Here is a 16,112-nt window from a genome sequence, read left to right as displayed (position 1 = left end):
GGACTGTTTTTCTAGGCCGTATCATTCTTGGTAGCAAACGATATTTATCTTCTGTCAAAGAGGCAAACCAAATGCCAGGGGCTGTTCTTCACGGGTGAACCGACCGTTGGAAGAACAGCCTCTTTCATTTTTTGCCGAGTAAAAGCGTGAGTTATGGTATGATAAAAATGAGAAACATTGGACGAGATGGAGGCGTGGCATGGGCAAAAAAATTTTAGTTGTCGATGACGAGCAGCCGATTGTGACTCTTTTGTCTTACAATTTGGAGAAAGCCGGTTTTCAAGTCGTAGCCGCCTATGACGGCGAAGAGGCGCTGGAGAAAGTGGCGTTTGAGCAGCCGGCGCTGATCATTTTGGACTTGATGCTGCCAAAGCTTGACGGTGTCGAAGTATGCAAACGGCTTCGCCAGCAGCAAATCATGACGCCGATTTTAATGTTGACGGCACGGGACGATGAATTTGACAAGGTGCTCGGCCTTGAGCTTGGCGCAGATGATTACATGACGAAACCGTTCAGCCCTCGCGAAGTCGTTGCGCGTGTGAAGGCGATTTTGCGCCGCACGGATCTTGCTCAACCGGCCGCTGAACCGAGCGAACGACTTGTCATCGGCGAGCTGGAGATTTTCCCAGAGCGTTACGAAGCGACAGTCGGCGACAAGCCGCTTGAGCTGACGCCGAAAGAATTTGAGTTGCTCCTTCACTTAGCGCGGCATAAAGGGCGGGTGTTGACGCGCGATCAACTCCTCAGCGCGGTATGGAACTACGATTTTGCCGGCGATACACGCATTGTCGATGTCCATATCAGCCATTTGCGCGAGAAAATTGAGGAAGATACGAAAAAGCCAGTATACATTAAAACGGTGCGCGGTCTCGGCTATAAATTGGAGGAACCGAGGCGGGTATGAATAGCTTCCGCAACCGGTTGCTGTTTTGGCTCGTAACACTTATTGTCACCGTCTTGATCGCCCTTGGCCTTTTGCTCGGTCAATTGCTGAAAGACTTTTATGCTGAGACGATGAACAAACGGATGGAAAAGGAGGCAAAAGCGCTCGCCATTTTGCTTGAAAACGAACCACTTGAGCGAATTCGCCTCGATTTGAAGGAAATGGGGGATGAGCTGTCGTCGCGCATCACTGTGCTTGATCGACACCAGCGGTTGCAGTTTGACAGCGGGCGCATCGCGGCGATCAGCGACGAAGACCACGAGCGCATTATCCGCACCATTTTGCGTAAAAAGCAGTTCCCTCGCTTTTCGGTGATCGAAAAAGCGAACGATGTGTACTACTATATTGCCCCGTACGGGCACGGCAGCGAGCGAGGCGGGTATGTCATTTTAAGCACGCCGACGAGTTCGCTGAAAAAAGTGAGTCAGCAAATTTGGGGAGTGCTCGTGAGCAGCCTCGGCATGGCGCTCATCGTTATTGTCGCTTTGGGCTGGAAAATCGCCAACCAATATATGAGGCCGATTGAGGCGGCCACAAAAGTGGCGTTTGAGCTCGAAAAAGGCAATTATGCTGCCAGGGTTCCCGATGGCGAGTATAAAGAAGCCGGCATGCTTGTCCGTTCGATCAACCGGCTTGCCCGCAACTTGCAGGAAATGAGCCGGGCGCGGGAAATCCAAACCGACCGGCTCCATACGCTTATCGAAAATGTCGGCAGCGGCTTGTTGTTTATCGACCATCGCGGGCATATCCATTTGATCAACCGCGCGTTCCAAACGTATTTTCATCTTGATTCGTCCGATTGCTTGTACCGTCCATATGCCGATGTGTTGCCGCACCGTGACATCATCAAATTGATCGACGATATTTTTATCACCGAAACGGCGATGCGCCGGCACATGCGGTTGACGATTGGCATTGAGCGGAAGCATTTTGATGTATACGGCGCTCCGATTATCGGAACGAATGCCGAGTGGAAAGGGATCGTCGTAGTGTTCCATGACATTACGGAATTGAAGCGTCTGGAGCAAATTCGCAAAGACTTTGTCGCCAACGTTTCACACGAGCTGAAAACGCCGGTCACCTCCATTAAAGGGTTTGCCGAGACGCTGCTTGACGGAGCGATGAAAGACGAAGAGGCGTTAGAGCATTTTTTGACGATCATTTTAAAGGAAAGCGAGCGGCTGCAAACACTCGTTGAAGAATTGCTTGATTTGTCAAAAATTGAGCAGCACGGATTTCAATTGCAGCTCGAAGACGTGGACGTGGCCGAAGTGATTGCCGAGGCGGCAGCCGTGTTTCGTCAAAAGGCGGAGGAAAAGCAAATTGACTTGCGCGTTGAGGCGTTGCCCGGGCTTGTCATCCGCGGCGATCGAAATCGGTTGAAGCAGATTTTGATTAACTTGCTTGCCAACGCTCTCGCTTATACGCCAGAACATGGACAAGTCGCCGTCGAAGCGGAAGAAAAAGAGAAGGAAGTGCTCATTCATGTGAAAGATACCGGTATTGGTATCGAGGAGAAGGAAATTCCTCGTATTTTTGAGCGCTTTTATCGCATTGACAAAGCGCGCAGTCGTGATTCCGGCGGAACAGGCCTAGGCCTTTCGATCGTCAAACATTTGGTGGAGGCTCATCACGGCTATATTACAGTAGCAAGCGAAGTGGGGCGCGGCACAGTGTTTACGATCCATTTTCCAAAGCCGGAGCGGTAGCCGGCTTCTTTTTTATGAGAAGCGGTTTGCATGGTACAATAGAACAAGGAGCGTTCGAGGAGGGATGAGATTGAAGAAAAAACTCGTCTTAATTGATGGCAACAGCGTGGCATACCGCGCCTTTTTTGCCTTGCCACTTTTGCATAACGACAAAGGCATTCATACGAATGCGGTTTACGGGTTTACGATGATGTTGAACAAAATTTTGGCGGAAGAACAACCGACCCATTTACTTGTAGCGTTTGACGCCGGAAAAACGACGTTCCGGCATGAAACGTTTCAAGAGTATAAAGGCGGACGGCAACAAACTCCCCCGGAACTGTCCGAGCAGTTTCCGCTGTTGCGCGAGTTATTAAAAGCGTACCGCATTCCCGCTTATGAACTTGATCATTACGAAGCGGACGATATTATCGGGACGCTCGCTGCCCGCGCTGAGCAAGAAGGGTTTGAAGTGAAAATCATTTCCGGCGACCGCGATTTAACCCAGCTCGCCTCCCGTCATGTGACGGTCGATATTACGAAAAAAGGGATTACCGACATTGAGCCGTATACGCCAGAGACCGTTCACGAAAAATACGGCCTGACTCCGGAGCAAATAGTGGATTTAAAAGGATTGATGGGCGATAAATCCGACAACATCCCGGGCGTGCCCGGCATCGGGGAAAAAACGGCGGTCAAGCTGCTGAAGCAATTTGGTACGGTGGAAAATGTGCTCGCATCGATCGATGAGGTGAAAGGGGAAAAACTGAAAGAAAACTTGCGCCAACACCGGGATTTAGCTCTCTTGAGCAAACAGCTGGCGTCCATTTGCCGCGACGCCCCGGTTGAGCTGTCGTTAGATGACATCGTCTACGAAGGACAAGACCGCGAAAAAGTCATCGCGTTATTTAAAGAACTCGGGTTTCAGTCGTTCTTGGAAAAAATGGCCGCGCCGGCAGCCGAAGGGGAGAAACCGCTTGAGGAGATGGAGTTTGCCATCGTTGACGTCATTACCGAAGAGATGCTTGCCGACAAGGCAGCGCTTGTCGTTGAGGTGATGGAAGAAAACTACCACGATGCCCCGATTGTCGGAATCGCACTAGTGAACGAGCATGGGCGATTTTTTATGCGCCCGGAGACCGCGCTGGCTGATTCGCAATTTTTAGCATGGCTTGCCGATGAAACGAAGAAAAAAAGCATGTTTGACGCCAAGCGGGCAGTCGTTGCCTTAAAGTGGAAAGGAATTGAGCTTCGCGGCGTCGCCTTTGATTTATTGCTCGCTGCCTATTTGCTCAATCCGGCTCAAGATGCCGGCGATATCGCTGCGGTGGCGAAAATGAAACAATATGAAGCGGTGCGGTCGGATGAAGCGGTCTATGGCAAAGGCGCCAAGCGGTCGCTGCCGGACGAACAGACGCTTGCTGAGCATCTCGTTCGCAAAGCGGCAGCCATTTGGGCGCTTGAGCAGCCGTTTATGGACGATTTGCGGAACAACGAACAAGATCAATTATTAACGAAGCTTGAGCAGCCGCTGGCGGCGATTTTGGCTGAAATGGAATTCACTGGGGTGAACGTGGATACAAAGCGGCTTGAACAGATGGGTTCGGAGCTCGCCGAACAACTGCGTGCCATCGAGCAGCGCATTTACGAGCTAGCCGGCCAAGAGTTCAACATTAACTCACCAAAACAGCTCGGAGTCATTTTATTTGAAAAGCTGCAGCTACCGGTGCTGAAGAAGACGAAAACAGGCTATTCGACTTCGGCTGATGTGCTTGAGAAGCTTGCGCCGCATCATGAAATCGTCGAAAACATTTTGCATTACCGCCAGCTTGGCAAACTGCAATCAACGTATATTGAAGGATTGTTGAAAGTTGTGCGCCCTGATACCGGCAAAGTGCATACGATGTTCAACCAAGCGCTGACGCAAACTGGGCGGCTCAGCTCGGCCGAGCCGAACTTGCAAAACATTCCGATTCGGCTCGAAGAGGGGCGGAAAATCCGCCAAGCGTTCGTCCCGTCAGAGCCGGACTGGCTCATTTTCGCCGCCGATTACTCACAAATTGAATTGCGCGTCCTCGCCCATATCGCCGATGACGACAATCTAATTGAAGCGTTCCAACGCGATTTGGATATTCACACAAAAACGGCGATGGACATTTTCCATGTGAGCGAAGAGGAAGTCACGGCCAACATGCGCCGCCAGGCAAAGGCCGTTAACTTCGGTATCGTTTACGGAATTAGCGATTACGGATTGGCGCAAAACTTGAACATTACGCGCAAAGAAGCTGCCGAATTTATCGAACGTTACTTCGCCAGCTTTCCGGGCGTAAAGCAGTATATGGAAAACATTGTGCAAGAAGCGAAACAGAAAGGATATGTGACAACGCTGTTGCATCGGCGCCGCTATTTGCCTGATATTACAAGCCGCAATTTCAACGTCCGCAGTTTTGCAGAGCGGACGGCCATGAACACGCCAATTCAAGGAAGCGCCGCTGACATTATTAAAAAAGCGATGATTGATTTAGCGGCACGGCTGAAAGAAGAGCAGCTTCAGGCTCGTCTTTTGCTGCAAGTGCATGACGAGCTCATTTTGGAAGCGCCAAAAGAGGAAATTGAGCGATTATGTGAGCTTGTTCCGGAAGTGATGGAGCAGGCCGTTACGCTCCGCGTGCCGCTGAAAGTCGACTACCATTACGGCCCAACATGGTATGATGCCAAATAAGGGGTACGGGGGCGGAAACGGGCCGGCCAATCATAGAAAAAGAACTTCTCCCAGCCGGGCTGATGCGAATGGGAAAAAGCTTTTGCCCGGTTGCGGGGCAAGTCGACATCAACAAAGAGAAGTCGTCTTGGCTTGAGTCGGGACGCCGGTGAACGACAGGGAAGAAAAAGGCTCTCTGCCCGGCCAGCCTGCATTTTGTGATTGTACAGGCAAACGAGCAAAGAAAGGAGGGAACGTGATGCCAGAATTGCCGGAAGTGGAAACGATCCGCCGCACGTTGCTGCCGCTTATTGTTGGCAAAACGGTCGGGGATGTGCAAATTTTTTGGCCGAACATCATTCGTCATCCACAAGATCCGGAGGCATTTGCCGCAAGGCTTGTTGGACAGACGGTGCGCGGCATCGATCGGCGAGGGAAATTTTTGAAGTTTTTGTTTGACCAAGATATGCTTGTTTCCCATTTGCGCATGGAAGGGCGTTACACCGTTGCTGATGCACACGAACCGCTTGACCCGCACACGCACGTCGTGTTCCGCTTCACTGACGATAGTGAGCTCCGTTATCGCGATGTGCGCAAGTTCGGAACGATGCATGTGTATGCCAAGGAGGAGGGAGACCGCCAGCCGCCGCTTGATCAATTGGGGCCGGAGCCGCTTTCCCCGGCGTTTTCTCCAGCCGTATTGGCGGAGCGGGCCGCGAAAACGAAACGGACTGTGAAAGCGTTGCTGCTTGACCAAACCGTCGTCGCTGGATTTGGCAACATTTACGTCGATGAATCACTGTTTCGCGCTGGCATTCTTCCCGAGCGGCAGGCCGCTTCACTGACAGACGAAGAAATCAAGCGGCTGCATGAACAGATGGTCGCCACCATCGGTGAGGCCATCATGAAGGGGGGAAGCACGGTGCGAACGTACGTCAACACGCAAGGGGAAACGGGCACGTTCCAACATAGCTTGTTCGTATATGGCCGCAAAGGGGAGCCGTGCAAACGGTGCGGAACCCCGATTGAAAAAACGGTCGTCGCCGGCCGCGGCACGCACTATTGCCCGCACTGTCAGCGGTAGGCGACAAACGAAAAAGGAGAGAAATCAAATGGCAGTAACCATCGGGTTGACTGGGGGAATCGCGAGCGGGAAAAGTACGGTCAGTGCCATGATGCGCGAACTCGGCCTTCCGGTCATTGACGCGGATGAGGCGGCGCGAGCTGTCGTTGAACCAGGAGAAGAGGCGTATCGACAAATCGTCGCTACCTTCGGTCCGGACATTTTGCAGATGAACGGCGAGATCGACCGGGCAAAACTCGGAGCGATCGTCTTTAACAACGAACAAGAGCGGAAAAAGCTGAACGCCATCGTCCATCCGGCTGTGCGCCGGAAAATGCTTGCGGAAAAAGAGGAGCTCATTCGTTCCGGAGCAAAAACGGTCGTCTTGGATATTCCTCTCTTATTTGAAAGCGGACTGACCGATTGGGTTGATAAAGTGCTCGTCGTTTACGTTGATGATGACGTTCAGCTTCGTCGCCTCATGGCGCGAAACGGCTTCACCGAGGAGGAAGCGATCGCCCGCATCCGCGCTCAGTGGCCGCTCGAAGAAAAAGTAAAACGTGCTGATGCAGTTATCGACAATAACGGAACGGTGGAACAGACGCGTCGACAGTTATTGTCGATTTTGCAACAATGGGACGCCTTGGAAAAATAGGCGTCTTTTTTGTTTGTTTTTTGTCATTTTGCTCTCCACATTCTTGAAAAATATGATATACTATTTATACAGATTGCGATAAATAGTATAACATATATGAGAGGAGAACAAGGTGAATGAAGGCGAAAGTGGCGATTAACGGATTCGGACGAATTGGACGGATGGTTTTCCGGAGAGCCATCAATTCTCCTGATCTCGATATTGTGGCGGTCAATGCCAGCTATCCGCCCGAAACGTTAGCCCATTTAGTGAAATACGACTCGAACCACGGCAAATTTGACGGGGACGTCACCGCCTTAGAAGACGGCCTGCTTGTCAACGGAAAAAAAGTGAAGCTATTGAACTCGCGCGATCCGCAGCAACTGCCGTGGAAAGAGCTTGATATCGATATCGTCATTGAAGCAACTGGAAAATTTAATTCTCGTGAGAAAGCGAGCCTCCACTTAGACGCTGGGGCGAAGCGTGTCATTTTAACCGCTCCGGGCAAAAATGAGGATGTCACAATCGTCGTTGGCGTCAACGAACAGATGCTTGATATCGAACGTCATTTCATCATTTCGAACGCTTCGTGCACGACGAACTGTCTCGCTCCTGTCGTGAAAGTGCTTGATGAGGCGTTCGGAATTGAAAATGGGCTGATGACGACCGTTCACGCCTATACGAACGACCAAAAAAATATTGACAATCCGCATAAAGATTTGCGCCGCGCCCGCTCATGCGCACAATCGATCATTCCGACGACGACTGGGGCGGCGAAAGCGCTTGGCTTAGTGTTACCGCATTTGAAAGGAAAACTTCACGGCATGGCGCTGCGCGTCCCGACGCCAAACGTCTCGCTTGTCGATTTGGTCGTCGATGTCAAACGGGATGTGACAATTGATGAAGTGAACGAGGCGTTGCTTCGCGCGGCTAACGGACCGCTGAAAGGAATTTTAGAATTCACGATGGAACCGCTTGTGTCGATCGACTTCAACACGAATCCGCATTCAGCGATCATTGATGGTTTGTCGACGATGGTGATCGATGGACGGAAAGTGAAAGTGCTCGCTTGGTATGACAACGAATGGGGCTATTCGTGCCGCGTCGTCGACTTAGCGCATCTTGTCGCTGCTAAGATGAACGAACATCTTCACGTCAATGCGTAACCACTTCGCCGGCCATCCGCCGGCGTTATTTTATCACCTTGAGTCAAGGTATCCCCGCTTCTCAGTGTGATGGTACGTAGGAGGGCGTTCGCTGACTGGTTGCTTGAACATTCGCCGCAAGGCTTATCCAATCCGTTTCCAAAAAGCGTCCAAGCCGATGTTGAGCGGCTTGGGCGTTTCTTGTTTTTCTCATGTAAAAAAATTAAAAAAGGCTGTTGCAAAAAACCCCTAAACAAAGTATACTATGTCTCGTGAACTTCTTAACGGCAAAGGTAATGTGACTACTTAAAGGGTTAGGACCTCTTAGGACTAACTTTCCCCCGTGGTAGTTATACATGCCATTTTGCAAACGACAATCTGTTTTTTATTTGAGAAAATTGGTTAAAAGGGGGATTCTTTGCATGGATACGATGGGTCGTCACGTTATCTCGGAACTCTGGGGATGCGACTTTGACAAACTGAATGATATCGATTTTATTGAAAAAACATTTGTTGACGCCGCACTAAAATCAGGGGCGGAAATTCGTGAAGTCGCGTTCCATAAATTCGCTCCACAAGGCGTAAGCGGAGTTGTCATTATTTCGGAATCTCATTTAACAATTCACACGTTCCCTGAACATGGCTATGCGAGTATTGATGTGTATACATGCGGCCATTTAGACCCGACGATTGCCGCTGACTACATCGCAGAACAGCTCGGCGCACAAACGCGAGAAACGATTGAACTTCCGCGCGGCATGCGTCCAATCGAAGTGAAAAAGGCGCACGCGCTGTAATTCCATAACGACGGAACCGAAAGGAGCGTAAGCGGAACGCTCCTTTTTTTATTCTTCGACGGTACAACAGCGGTGAAAATCATGGTATGATGGAAGAAAAAGAACGACTAGGGAGACGTGGCTATGAGCGTGTGGAAGAAGTTGAAGTATGCGTTGACGAACCATTGTGAAACGCGGGAAACCCATGAAGATTCCGAGCTGCGCAGCCATTATTACAAGGCGACCAACCGTGCTGTCATCGAAGCAGTCAAAGAGCTGCTTTCGTCGTTACCTAACGCCGAGCTGCTTTCCGTTTCCGAGGAGCGAGGCGAGCTTTGTGCTCAGACACGGCGGGGCAAAAAGTTGTTTATTGTTGCTACCGTCGTTTCGGTTCGTCCGTTTGAAACAGCGGTCGACTTTTCAGTGACGACGGAGACGAAGGTGTTGCCGTTTGATTTTGGCTCCAGCCGGGCAGTGATCCTCGAATTGTACCGGAAGCTTGATGCCCGTCTGCCGTATATCGGCTCCGGGTTAAACGGCTAACTATGGCTTGTCTGCTTTTCTCCATTCCGGTATGATAGAAAATAAGAAGACAAACGGAGTGAATGTTATGCGGTGTCCGTCATGCCATCATCAAGGCACGCGCGTGCTTGATTCGCGTCCAGCCGAGGAAGGCCGTTCGATCCGTCGTCGGCGGGAGTGTGAACGGTGCCATTATCGGTTTACGACGTTTGAGCGGATCGAGGAGCCGCCGCTCATTGTCGTGAAAAAAGAAGGGACGCGCGAAGAATTCAGCCGGGAAAAAATTTTGCGTGGCTTGATTAAAGCGTGTGAAAAACGGCCGGTGGCGTTGGAAGAACTGGAAAAAGTGACGCAAGAAATCGAACGAGAGTTGCGTAATCAAGGCGTATCGGAAGTGAAAAGCGAAACGATCGGTGAAATGGTCATGGAACGGCTGTCGCGCATCGATGAAGTGGCTTATGTCCGTTTTGCTTCCGTCTATCGCCAGTTTAAAGATATTAATGTATTTATTGAAGAACTAAAAGAGTTGATTAAAAAAGGACAGCGGTAAAAGGGCTTTCGCGTTAGGCAGCAAGCCCTTTTTTCAACGTTTTTTCGGGCAGGAAAGGAGAGAGGCGGGTTGAAACGAATACGACGAAATGGAAGGTTGGGACGATGGAACATCATTGGAAAGAACTGATTGCCGTCGACCGGTACATGGTACAAAGCCGTGGAGTATTGCATGATGTGGATCGAAAAGTGTTGACAATGCTCTATCAGCCGCTCATTGGCTATCGCGCGCTCGCGCTTTATATGACGCTTTGGGGGGAACTTGAGCTGCTCGGCGGCCGGGAAGCGACTCACCATCGGCTGATGGCGCTTATGCAATGCGGGCTGCCGGACATTTATAGTGAACGGCTCAAACTTGAAGGAATCGGACTGTTGAATACATACGTCCGTGTTTGGGAAACGGAAGAGCCGAAACAGTTTCTTTATGAATTGCGTCCGCCGCTGGCGCCCGATCAGTTTTTCCGCGACGAAATGCTCGGTGTCTTTTTGTATCGGCAAGTCGGTCGCCATTTGTTTGCCCAACTGAACGAGTTTTTTGCCCGTCCCTCGATTGACGAGACGAAGTTTACCCGAGTGACACGTTCGTTTTCTGACGTCTTTTCAGCCGTCCAAGCTGAACAAATCGTCGCCGGTTTTAGCGAAGAAGCCGGACATGAACTCGAGCCGCCGGACGGAAAGGTGCATATTGGGCGGGACGGGGCATCGTATACGCTCGATGACGACGTGTTTGATTTTGAACTGTTTTTTGCTGGACTGTCGAAACAATTGGTGCCGCGTCGAGCAGTGACGGCAAAAGTGAAAGAAGCAATTAAAAAGTTGGCATTTTTATACGGCATTCCGCCGCTTGAAATGCAAAAAATCGTTCTTGGTGTCATCGATCCCGCTTACCATATCGATATTGATGCGCTGCGTCAAGCGGCGCGTGAATGGTATGAGCTTGAGCATGGCGGTGCTGCACCGCGGCTTGTCGAGCGGGTGCAGCCGCTCGCCCATCGGACGATGGAGAATGTTGAACCACGCACGAAGGAAGAGCAGCTGATGAAGCAGCTCGAAACGATTTCTCCACGTCAGCTGTTGAAAGAAATTTCAGGTGGTGCTGAACCGTCGCTAGGGGATTTGCAGTTGATTGAAGACGTTATGTTTCAGCAGCAGCTTCTTCCTGGTGTTGTCAACGTGTTGATTTATTACGTTATGCTGCGGACGAATATGAAACTATCAAAAAAATATGTCGAAAAAATCGCCAGTCATTGGGCGCGCAAAAAAGTGCGGACGGTCAAAGAGGCCATGGAGTTAGCCAAAGAGGAAGCAAAAACATACCAACAGTGGGCGAATGAAAAAGAAAAAGGGGCACGGCCAGTGCGAAAAGTCGTGCGCACAGAAATTGTTCCTGACTGGCTGAAGATGGATTACAGTCAACCGGACGATGACGATTTTGATGTGGAACAGGCGCGCAAAGAGCTTGAAGAACGGCTGAAAAAATATCGTGATGGATCGTAGGTGTAAAAGCAATGGAACGAGTAAACCACTTGTTGCAGCGGTTGCTTGGCAACCAAGGGTTTAAGCAGCGTTATGAACAAATGAGGACCTATATTTTGACACATCCGGACGTGCAGCCGTTTTTGCGGGCACACGAGCGGCAGTTGTCAAACGACATGGTTGACCGCAGTTTGATGAAGCTGTATGAATTTATTGAGCAAAGCCAGCACTGCCGCCAATGCCCAGGGCTCGAGCAATGCCCGAACATGCTGCCGGGATACCGTCCGAATTTGGTGGTCACCGGTGGACGGATTGACACCGAGTATGACCGCTGCCCGAAAAAGGTGCAGGATGACGAGCGAAGACAGCAAGAATCGCTGATTCAAAGCATGTTCGTACCGCGTGAAATTTTGCACGCCTCGCTGTCTGATATTGATCTTAGCGATAATGGGCGGATTAAAGCGATCAAGTTCGCCGAGAAGTTTGTGACAGAATACCAGCCAGGAAAAAAAATGAAAGGGTTATATTTGCACGGATCGTTTGGCGTCGGCAAAACGTATTTGCTTGGCGCGATCGCCAACGAGCTTGCCAAACGAAACATCCCATCGCTCATTGTCTATGTACCGGAGCTGTTTCGTGAACTGAAACATTCGCTCCAAGATCAGACGATGAACGAAAAGCTGGATTACGTGAAAAAAGTGCCGATTTTGATGCTTGATGATCTTGGTGCTGAGTCGATGTCAAGCTGGGTGCGCGATGACGTGCTCGGTCCGATTTTGCAATACCGGATGTTTGAAAACTTGCCGACCTTTTTTACATCCAACTTTGATATGCAGCAGCTTGCCCATCATTTAACGTATTCGCAGCGCGGCGAGGAAGAGAAAGTGAAGGCGGCGCGCATTATGGAACGGATTCGCTATTTGGCATACCCGATTGAGCTGACCGGGCCAAACCGTCGCGAGCAAAACGGTTAATAGGCGTACTAGGATCCCGCAGCAACGTTCTCTTACGATCGGCTTCCAAAAGTAGGACGCCGATTTTTTTTTGTCTTGCCGCCCTTCAGGTGAAACGCCGTTAAGCTTGGCTCTTTTTTTAGTCTAAACAGCTGGTTGTCCCCATATATATAAACCAAGCATTGATCTCGAATTAAGGGGGGACAGCGGGTGATCGAAATCCATTTTGACGAGGCAAGCGAGGCGGAGAAACTGTTTTGGCTGCTGAACAAACGGAAACAGGATGCCTGTCCGCTGTTTCACGCCGCTTACGATGGACGCAAAACCGTGGCGGTTTACATACATGGCGAGGAGAAGCACGTGCTTGAGGAGCATATCATACCAGCCATGACGGCGTTTGTGAGGAGGGTTGTGGAAGACAGGTTGCTCTTATCGATCATCTCCGACGTCTTTTATTTCCGTGATGTGGAGGAGCAACAGCAAATTTTAGCGCTCGCCCATTCGTTTTTAGAAGGTGAGCGGCGCGACTACCGGAAAGGCGGGGAGTTTGCCGCTTCGCGTGCAGTGCTTCTGCGCAGCGCATTCGCTTCCTTTTTGCGTGACGGATTATCGTTTTCGTTTTCTTCATTCGTTACATTCCGCTTAAAGTCGTATATGGAGCGCCTCCAGCATTACGTCGAGCTGGCGATTGATGAATACAAACTAGAACAGGAATACCAAAACTTTGTGCAAATGCTGCGTGACTGCCTTGCCACCCGGACGCCGCAATGGCCGCGCCTCTACTTAGTACATGACCCGCCACACTTTTTGTTTTATGACAGCAGCCGACGGGAATTGTCGATGGCTGAAGTAAAACAAATGATTGATCGCCATCTCGTCTTCAGCCAGCCGATGTATATCGATTCTTCCGTTCTGGCGCCGCTTATTTCGCTTGCTCCGGCTGAAATCGAGCTGTACACGGATCATCCGGATGATGGCATGGTGCAGACGATGCAAAACGTGTTCCAAGAGCGGCTTCGCCTTCGGCGTCGCGCTGATTTTGCCCATCTGTTTACCGCTAACGCTGGAAATCGAGAAGAATCTTGATTTTTCCTGTTGTTTTCGCTATAATGACGTCATAAAAGTGAACGAAAACAAGCGATGATGAGGACATGGGCGCATTTTTACGGTTTCCAGAGAGGGAAGGCGTTGGCTGGAACCTTCCTAACACGAAAAATGTGCTTACCCCCTCAGAGCTGCGGTAGCGAACGCGACGTCTAGTAGTTGCCGCCGGTCGACGGCCGTTATATGTGTTGAGCCATGGCTTTGTTTTTGCCATGGGAAGAAGGGTGGAACCACGACAAAAACTCGTCCCTTTATGAGGGAGGAGTTTTTTTATTTTGACATTAAGGTAAAGGAGTGAACTTCATGCCAGACGTTATTCGCATTACGTTCCCGGACGGGGCGAAAAAGGAGTTTCCGAGCGGAACGTCAACTGAGGACATCGCTGCCTCGATCAGTCCGGGATTGAAGAAAAAAGCGATTGCCGGGAAACTGAACGGCCGGTTTGTTGATTTACGCACGCCGCTTCAAGAAGACGGCGAGCTTGTCATTATTACCCAGGACATGCCTGAGGCACTTGATATTTTGCGTCATAGCACCGCCCATTTAATGGCGCAAGCGATCAAGCGGCTGTATGACAACGTCAAGCTTGGCGTCGGCCCGGTCATTGAAAACGGCTTCTACTATGATATTGATATGGAACATAAGCTGACGCCGGATGATTTGCCGAAAATTGAGGCGGAAATGCGCAAAATCGTAAAGGAAAATCTTGACGTTGTTCGCAAAGAAGTGAGCCGCGACGAGGCGATTCGCCTGTATGAAAAAATTGGTGATCACTTGAAACTGGAGCTCATCAACGATATTCCGGAAGGCGAGACGATTTCCATTTACGAGCAAGGCGAGTTTTTCGATCTTTGTCGGGGTGTGCACGTGCCGTCGACCGGGAAAATCAAAGAGTTCAAGCTGCTCAGCATCTCGGGGGCCTACTGGCGCGGTGACAGCAACAACAAAATGCTGCAGCGTATTTACGGTACGGCGTTTTTCAAAAAAGAAGATCTGGACCATTATTTGCAGTTGCTCGAAGAGGCGAAAGAGCGCGATCATCGCAAATTGGGCAAAGAGCTTGAGCTATTTACGACATCACAAAAAGTCGGACAAGGACTGCCGCTTTGGTTGCCGAAAGGGGCGACGATCCGTCGCTTGATTGAACGGTACATTGTCGATAAAGAAATCGCCCTTGGTTATGATCATGTATATACGCCGGTGCTCGGTAGTGTGGAGCTGTATAAAACCTCAGGACACTGGGACCATTATAAAGAAAACATGTTCCCACCGATGGAAATGGATAACGAAGAGCTCGTGCTGCGGCCGATGAACTGCCCGCACCATATGATGATTTATAAAAGCAAGCTTCATAGCTACCGTGAGCTGCCGATCCGCATCGCCGAGCTCGGCACGATGCATCGCTACGAAATGTCCGGGGCGCTTACTGGACTGCAGCGTGTCCGCGGCATGACGCTCAACGACGCCCATATTTTCGTGCGCCCGGATCAAATTAAAGACGAGTTTAAGCGCGTCGTTAATTTGATTTTGGAAGTATACAAAGACTTTGGGCTGGACGAATATTCGTTCCGCCTGTCGTACCGCGACCCACAAGATAAAGAAAAATATTACGACGACGACGAGATGTGGGAAAAGGCGCAACGCATGCTGCGCGAGGCGATGGATGAACTTGGCCTCGATTACTACGAAGCGGAAGGGGAAGCAGCGTTTTACGGACCGAAGCTCGATGTGCAAGTGCGCACGGCACTCGGCAAAGATGAGACGCTGTCGACTGTACAGCTTGACTTCCTCTTGCCGGAGCGGTTTGACTTAACATATATCGGCGAAGATGGAAAACCGCACCGCCCGGTCGTCATCCACCGCGGCGTTGTTTCCACGATGGAACGGTTTGTCGCCTTCTTGATCGAAGAATACAAAGGGGCATTTCCAACGTGGCTCGCCCCGGTGCAAGTGGAAGTCATCCCGGTATCGTCGGAAGCCCATCTCGATTATGCGTATGAAGTGAAACAAGCGCTGCAAGTAAACGGCTTCCGCGTCGAAGTCGACGAACGGGATGAAAAAATCGGCTATAAAATCCGCGAAGCGCAAATGCAAAAAATTCCTTATATGCTCGTTGTCGGCGACAAAGAAGCGGCCGAGCGAGCGGTCAACGTCCGCCGCTACGGTGAAAAAGAAAGCGAGACTGTGGCGCTTGACAAGTTTATCGCGATGCTAGAAGAAGATGTGCGGCAAAAACGAGTGAAAAAACGATGAGCCAACAGCGGCCCGTAGGCGGCATGCCCGCCTGCCGGGCTGCTTTTTTCAGGTGAACAGCTGCGCTGCCTCAGAAACGGGAACACGAAGGGCAACAAAACTTTTTGTCACAAATCAAAAGTTTTCTCTTGTCAACGAAACAATGATCCGCTATAATAAAGGACGTTGTGTTTATCAAGAATGGATCCTTGACATGCCATCACCAAGGTGGTATAGTGTATAAAGTGAAATGATTGCTTGTTTGTAACGAAAGCAGAAGCACCCGCTTCTCACCTGACCGACGCTTAAGTGGCTGTTGGCAGGTT

Annotated in this window: 14 protein-coding genes and 2 other annotated features (1 of these 16 only partly in view); all 14 genes read left to right on the top strand. The window is 50.5% G+C overall.

The window, feature by feature from the left end; all coding sequences use genetic code 11:
* The first annotated feature begins 199 nt into the window (after nt 1-199).
* On the top strand, nt 200-904 hold the full coding sequence (locus IC804_RS05515) for a response regulator transcription factor (protein ID WP_081156904.1): 705 nt from the start codon (nt 200-202) through the stop codon (nt 902-904).
* Nucleotides 901-2,652, top strand: coding sequence for a two-component system histidine kinase PnpS (gene pnpS, locus IC804_RS05510; RefSeq protein WP_011887955.1), 1,752 nt, complete (start codon nt 901-903; stop codon nt 2,650-2,652). The genes IC804_RS05515 and pnpS overlap by 4 nt, the downstream gene beginning before the upstream one ends.
* A 64-nt stretch (nt 2,653-2,716) precedes the next feature.
* A complete protein-coding gene (gene polA / locus IC804_RS05505; RefSeq protein ID WP_081156906.1) occupies nt 2,717-5,353 on the top strand; it encodes a DNA polymerase I in 2,637 nt (878 codons plus the stop codon).
* Between the two features lie 238 nt (nt 5,354-5,591).
* Entirely contained in the window at nt 5,592-6,416 is an 825-nt protein-coding gene (mutM, locus tag IC804_RS05500; RefSeq protein WP_008880849.1) for a DNA-formamidopyrimidine glycosylase, read from the top strand.
* Nucleotides 6,417-6,444: 28 nt separating this feature from the next.
* Nucleotides 6,445-7,050 carry a dephospho-CoA kinase gene (gene coaE / locus IC804_RS05495; RefSeq protein WP_008880848.1) on the top strand — a complete coding sequence of 202 codons (606 nt, stop codon included), beginning with the start codon at nt 6,445-6,447 and terminating at the stop codon, nt 7,048-7,050.
* 116 nt (nt 7,051-7,166) lie between these two features.
* A complete protein-coding gene (locus tag IC804_RS05490) occupies nt 7,167-8,195 on the top strand; it encodes a glyceraldehyde-3-phosphate dehydrogenase (protein WP_008880847.1) in 1,029 nt (342 codons plus the stop codon).
* A gap of 103 nt (nt 8,196-8,298) precedes the next feature.
* Nucleotides 8,299-8,427 (top strand): hypothetical protein, encoded by a 129-nt coding sequence (locus tag IC804_RS18820; protein WP_255505896.1) that lies wholly within the window; start codon nt 8,299-8,301, stop codon nt 8,425-8,427.
* Between the two features lie 169 nt (nt 8,428-8,596).
* Nucleotides 8,597-8,971, top strand: a complete 375-nt coding sequence (speD, locus tag IC804_RS05485) for an adenosylmethionine decarboxylase (RefSeq protein WP_008880846.1) — start codon at nt 8,597-8,599, stop codon at nt 8,969-8,971.
* Nucleotides 8,972-9,094: 123 nt separating this feature from the next.
* Nucleotides 9,095-9,493 carry a hypothetical protein gene (locus IC804_RS05480; RefSeq protein WP_008880845.1) on the top strand — a complete coding sequence of 133 codons (399 nt, stop codon included), beginning with the start codon at nt 9,095-9,097 and terminating at the stop codon, nt 9,491-9,493.
* A gap of 67 nt (nt 9,494-9,560) precedes the next feature.
* Nucleotides 9,561-10,022, top strand: coding sequence for a transcriptional regulator NrdR (gene nrdR / locus IC804_RS05475; protein WP_008880844.1), 462 nt, complete (start codon nt 9,561-9,563; stop codon nt 10,020-10,022).
* A gap of 104 nt (nt 10,023-10,126) precedes the next feature.
* On the top strand, nt 10,127-11,518 hold the full coding sequence (locus IC804_RS05470; RefSeq protein WP_081156908.1) for a replication initiation and membrane attachment family protein: 1,392 nt from the start codon (nt 10,127-10,129) through the stop codon (nt 11,516-11,518).
* Between the two features lie 11 nt (nt 11,519-11,529).
* The gene (dnaI, locus tag IC804_RS05465; RefSeq protein ID WP_008880842.1) at nt 11,530-12,471 is read left to right on the top strand and encodes a primosomal protein DnaI; all 942 of its coding nucleotides are present in this window, start codon (nt 11,530-11,532) and stop codon (nt 12,469-12,471) included.
* Between the two features lie 189 nt (nt 12,472-12,660).
* Complete coding sequence (ytxC, locus tag IC804_RS05460; RefSeq protein ID WP_060476097.1) at nt 12,661-13,536, top strand: putative sporulation protein YtxC; 876 nt, start codon at nt 12,661-12,663, stop codon at nt 13,534-13,536.
* Nucleotides 13,537-13,581: 45 nt separating this feature from the next.
* Nucleotides 13,582-13,808: a binding site (T-box leader), on the top strand.
* Between the two features lie 49 nt (nt 13,809-13,857).
* Nucleotides 13,858-15,807 carry a threonine--tRNA ligase gene (gene thrS / locus IC804_RS05455; protein WP_029760619.1) on the top strand — a complete coding sequence of 650 codons (1,950 nt, stop codon included), beginning with the start codon at nt 13,858-13,860 and terminating at the stop codon, nt 15,805-15,807.
* Nucleotides 15,808-16,051: 244 nt separating this feature from the next.
* Nucleotides 16,052-16,112: a sequence feature (ribosomal protein L20 leader region), on the top strand (it continues 71 nt past the right edge of the window).

This window comes from Geobacillus sp. 47C-IIb, assembly GCF_014679705.1.
In the GTDB taxonomy this organism is placed as follows: Bacteria; Bacillota; Bacilli; order Bacillales; family Anoxybacillaceae; genus Geobacillus; species Geobacillus thermodenitrificans.
Note: the sequence above shows the minus strand (reverse complement) of the source record. Positions and strands in the feature narration are given on the sequence as shown.

What these genes read in the sequence shown, in the direction of transcription:
- nrdR (WP_008880844.1), top strand. Translation starts at nt 9,561, where the DNA reads ATGCGGTGTCCGTCATGCCATCATCAAGGCACGCGCGTGCTTGATTCG.
- IC804_RS05490 (WP_008880847.1), top strand. Translation starts at nt 7,167, where the DNA reads ATGAAGGCGAAAGTGGCGATTAACGGATTCGGACGAATTGGACGGATG.
- IC804_RS05480 (WP_008880845.1), top strand. Translation starts at nt 9,095, where the DNA reads ATGAGCGTGTGGAAGAAGTTGAAGTATGCGTTGACGAACCATTGTGAA.
- speD (WP_008880846.1), top strand. Translation starts at nt 8,597, where the DNA reads ATGGATACGATGGGTCGTCACGTTATCTCGGAACTCTGGGGATGCGAC.
- thrS (WP_029760619.1), top strand. Translation starts at nt 13,858, where the DNA reads ATGCCAGACGTTATTCGCATTACGTTCCCGGACGGGGCGAAAAAGGAG.
- IC804_RS05515 (WP_081156904.1), top strand. Translation starts at nt 200, where the DNA reads ATGGGCAAAAAAATTTTAGTTGTCGATGACGAGCAGCCGATTGTGACT.
- IC804_RS05470 (WP_081156908.1), top strand. Translation starts at nt 10,127, where the DNA reads ATGGAACATCATTGGAAAGAACTGATTGCCGTCGACCGGTACATGGTA.
- dnaI (WP_008880842.1), top strand. Translation starts at nt 11,530, where the DNA reads ATGGAACGAGTAAACCACTTGTTGCAGCGGTTGCTTGGCAACCAAGGG.
- mutM (WP_008880849.1), top strand. Translation starts at nt 5,592, where the DNA reads ATGCCAGAATTGCCGGAAGTGGAAACGATCCGCCGCACGTTGCTGCCG.
- pnpS (WP_011887955.1), top strand. Translation starts at nt 901, where the DNA reads ATGAATAGCTTCCGCAACCGGTTGCTGTTTTGGCTCGTAACACTTATT.
- polA (WP_081156906.1), top strand. Translation starts at nt 2,717, where the DNA reads ATGAGATTGAAGAAAAAACTCGTCTTAATTGATGGCAACAGCGTGGCA.
- coaE (WP_008880848.1), top strand. Translation starts at nt 6,445, where the DNA reads ATGGCAGTAACCATCGGGTTGACTGGGGGAATCGCGAGCGGGAAAAGT.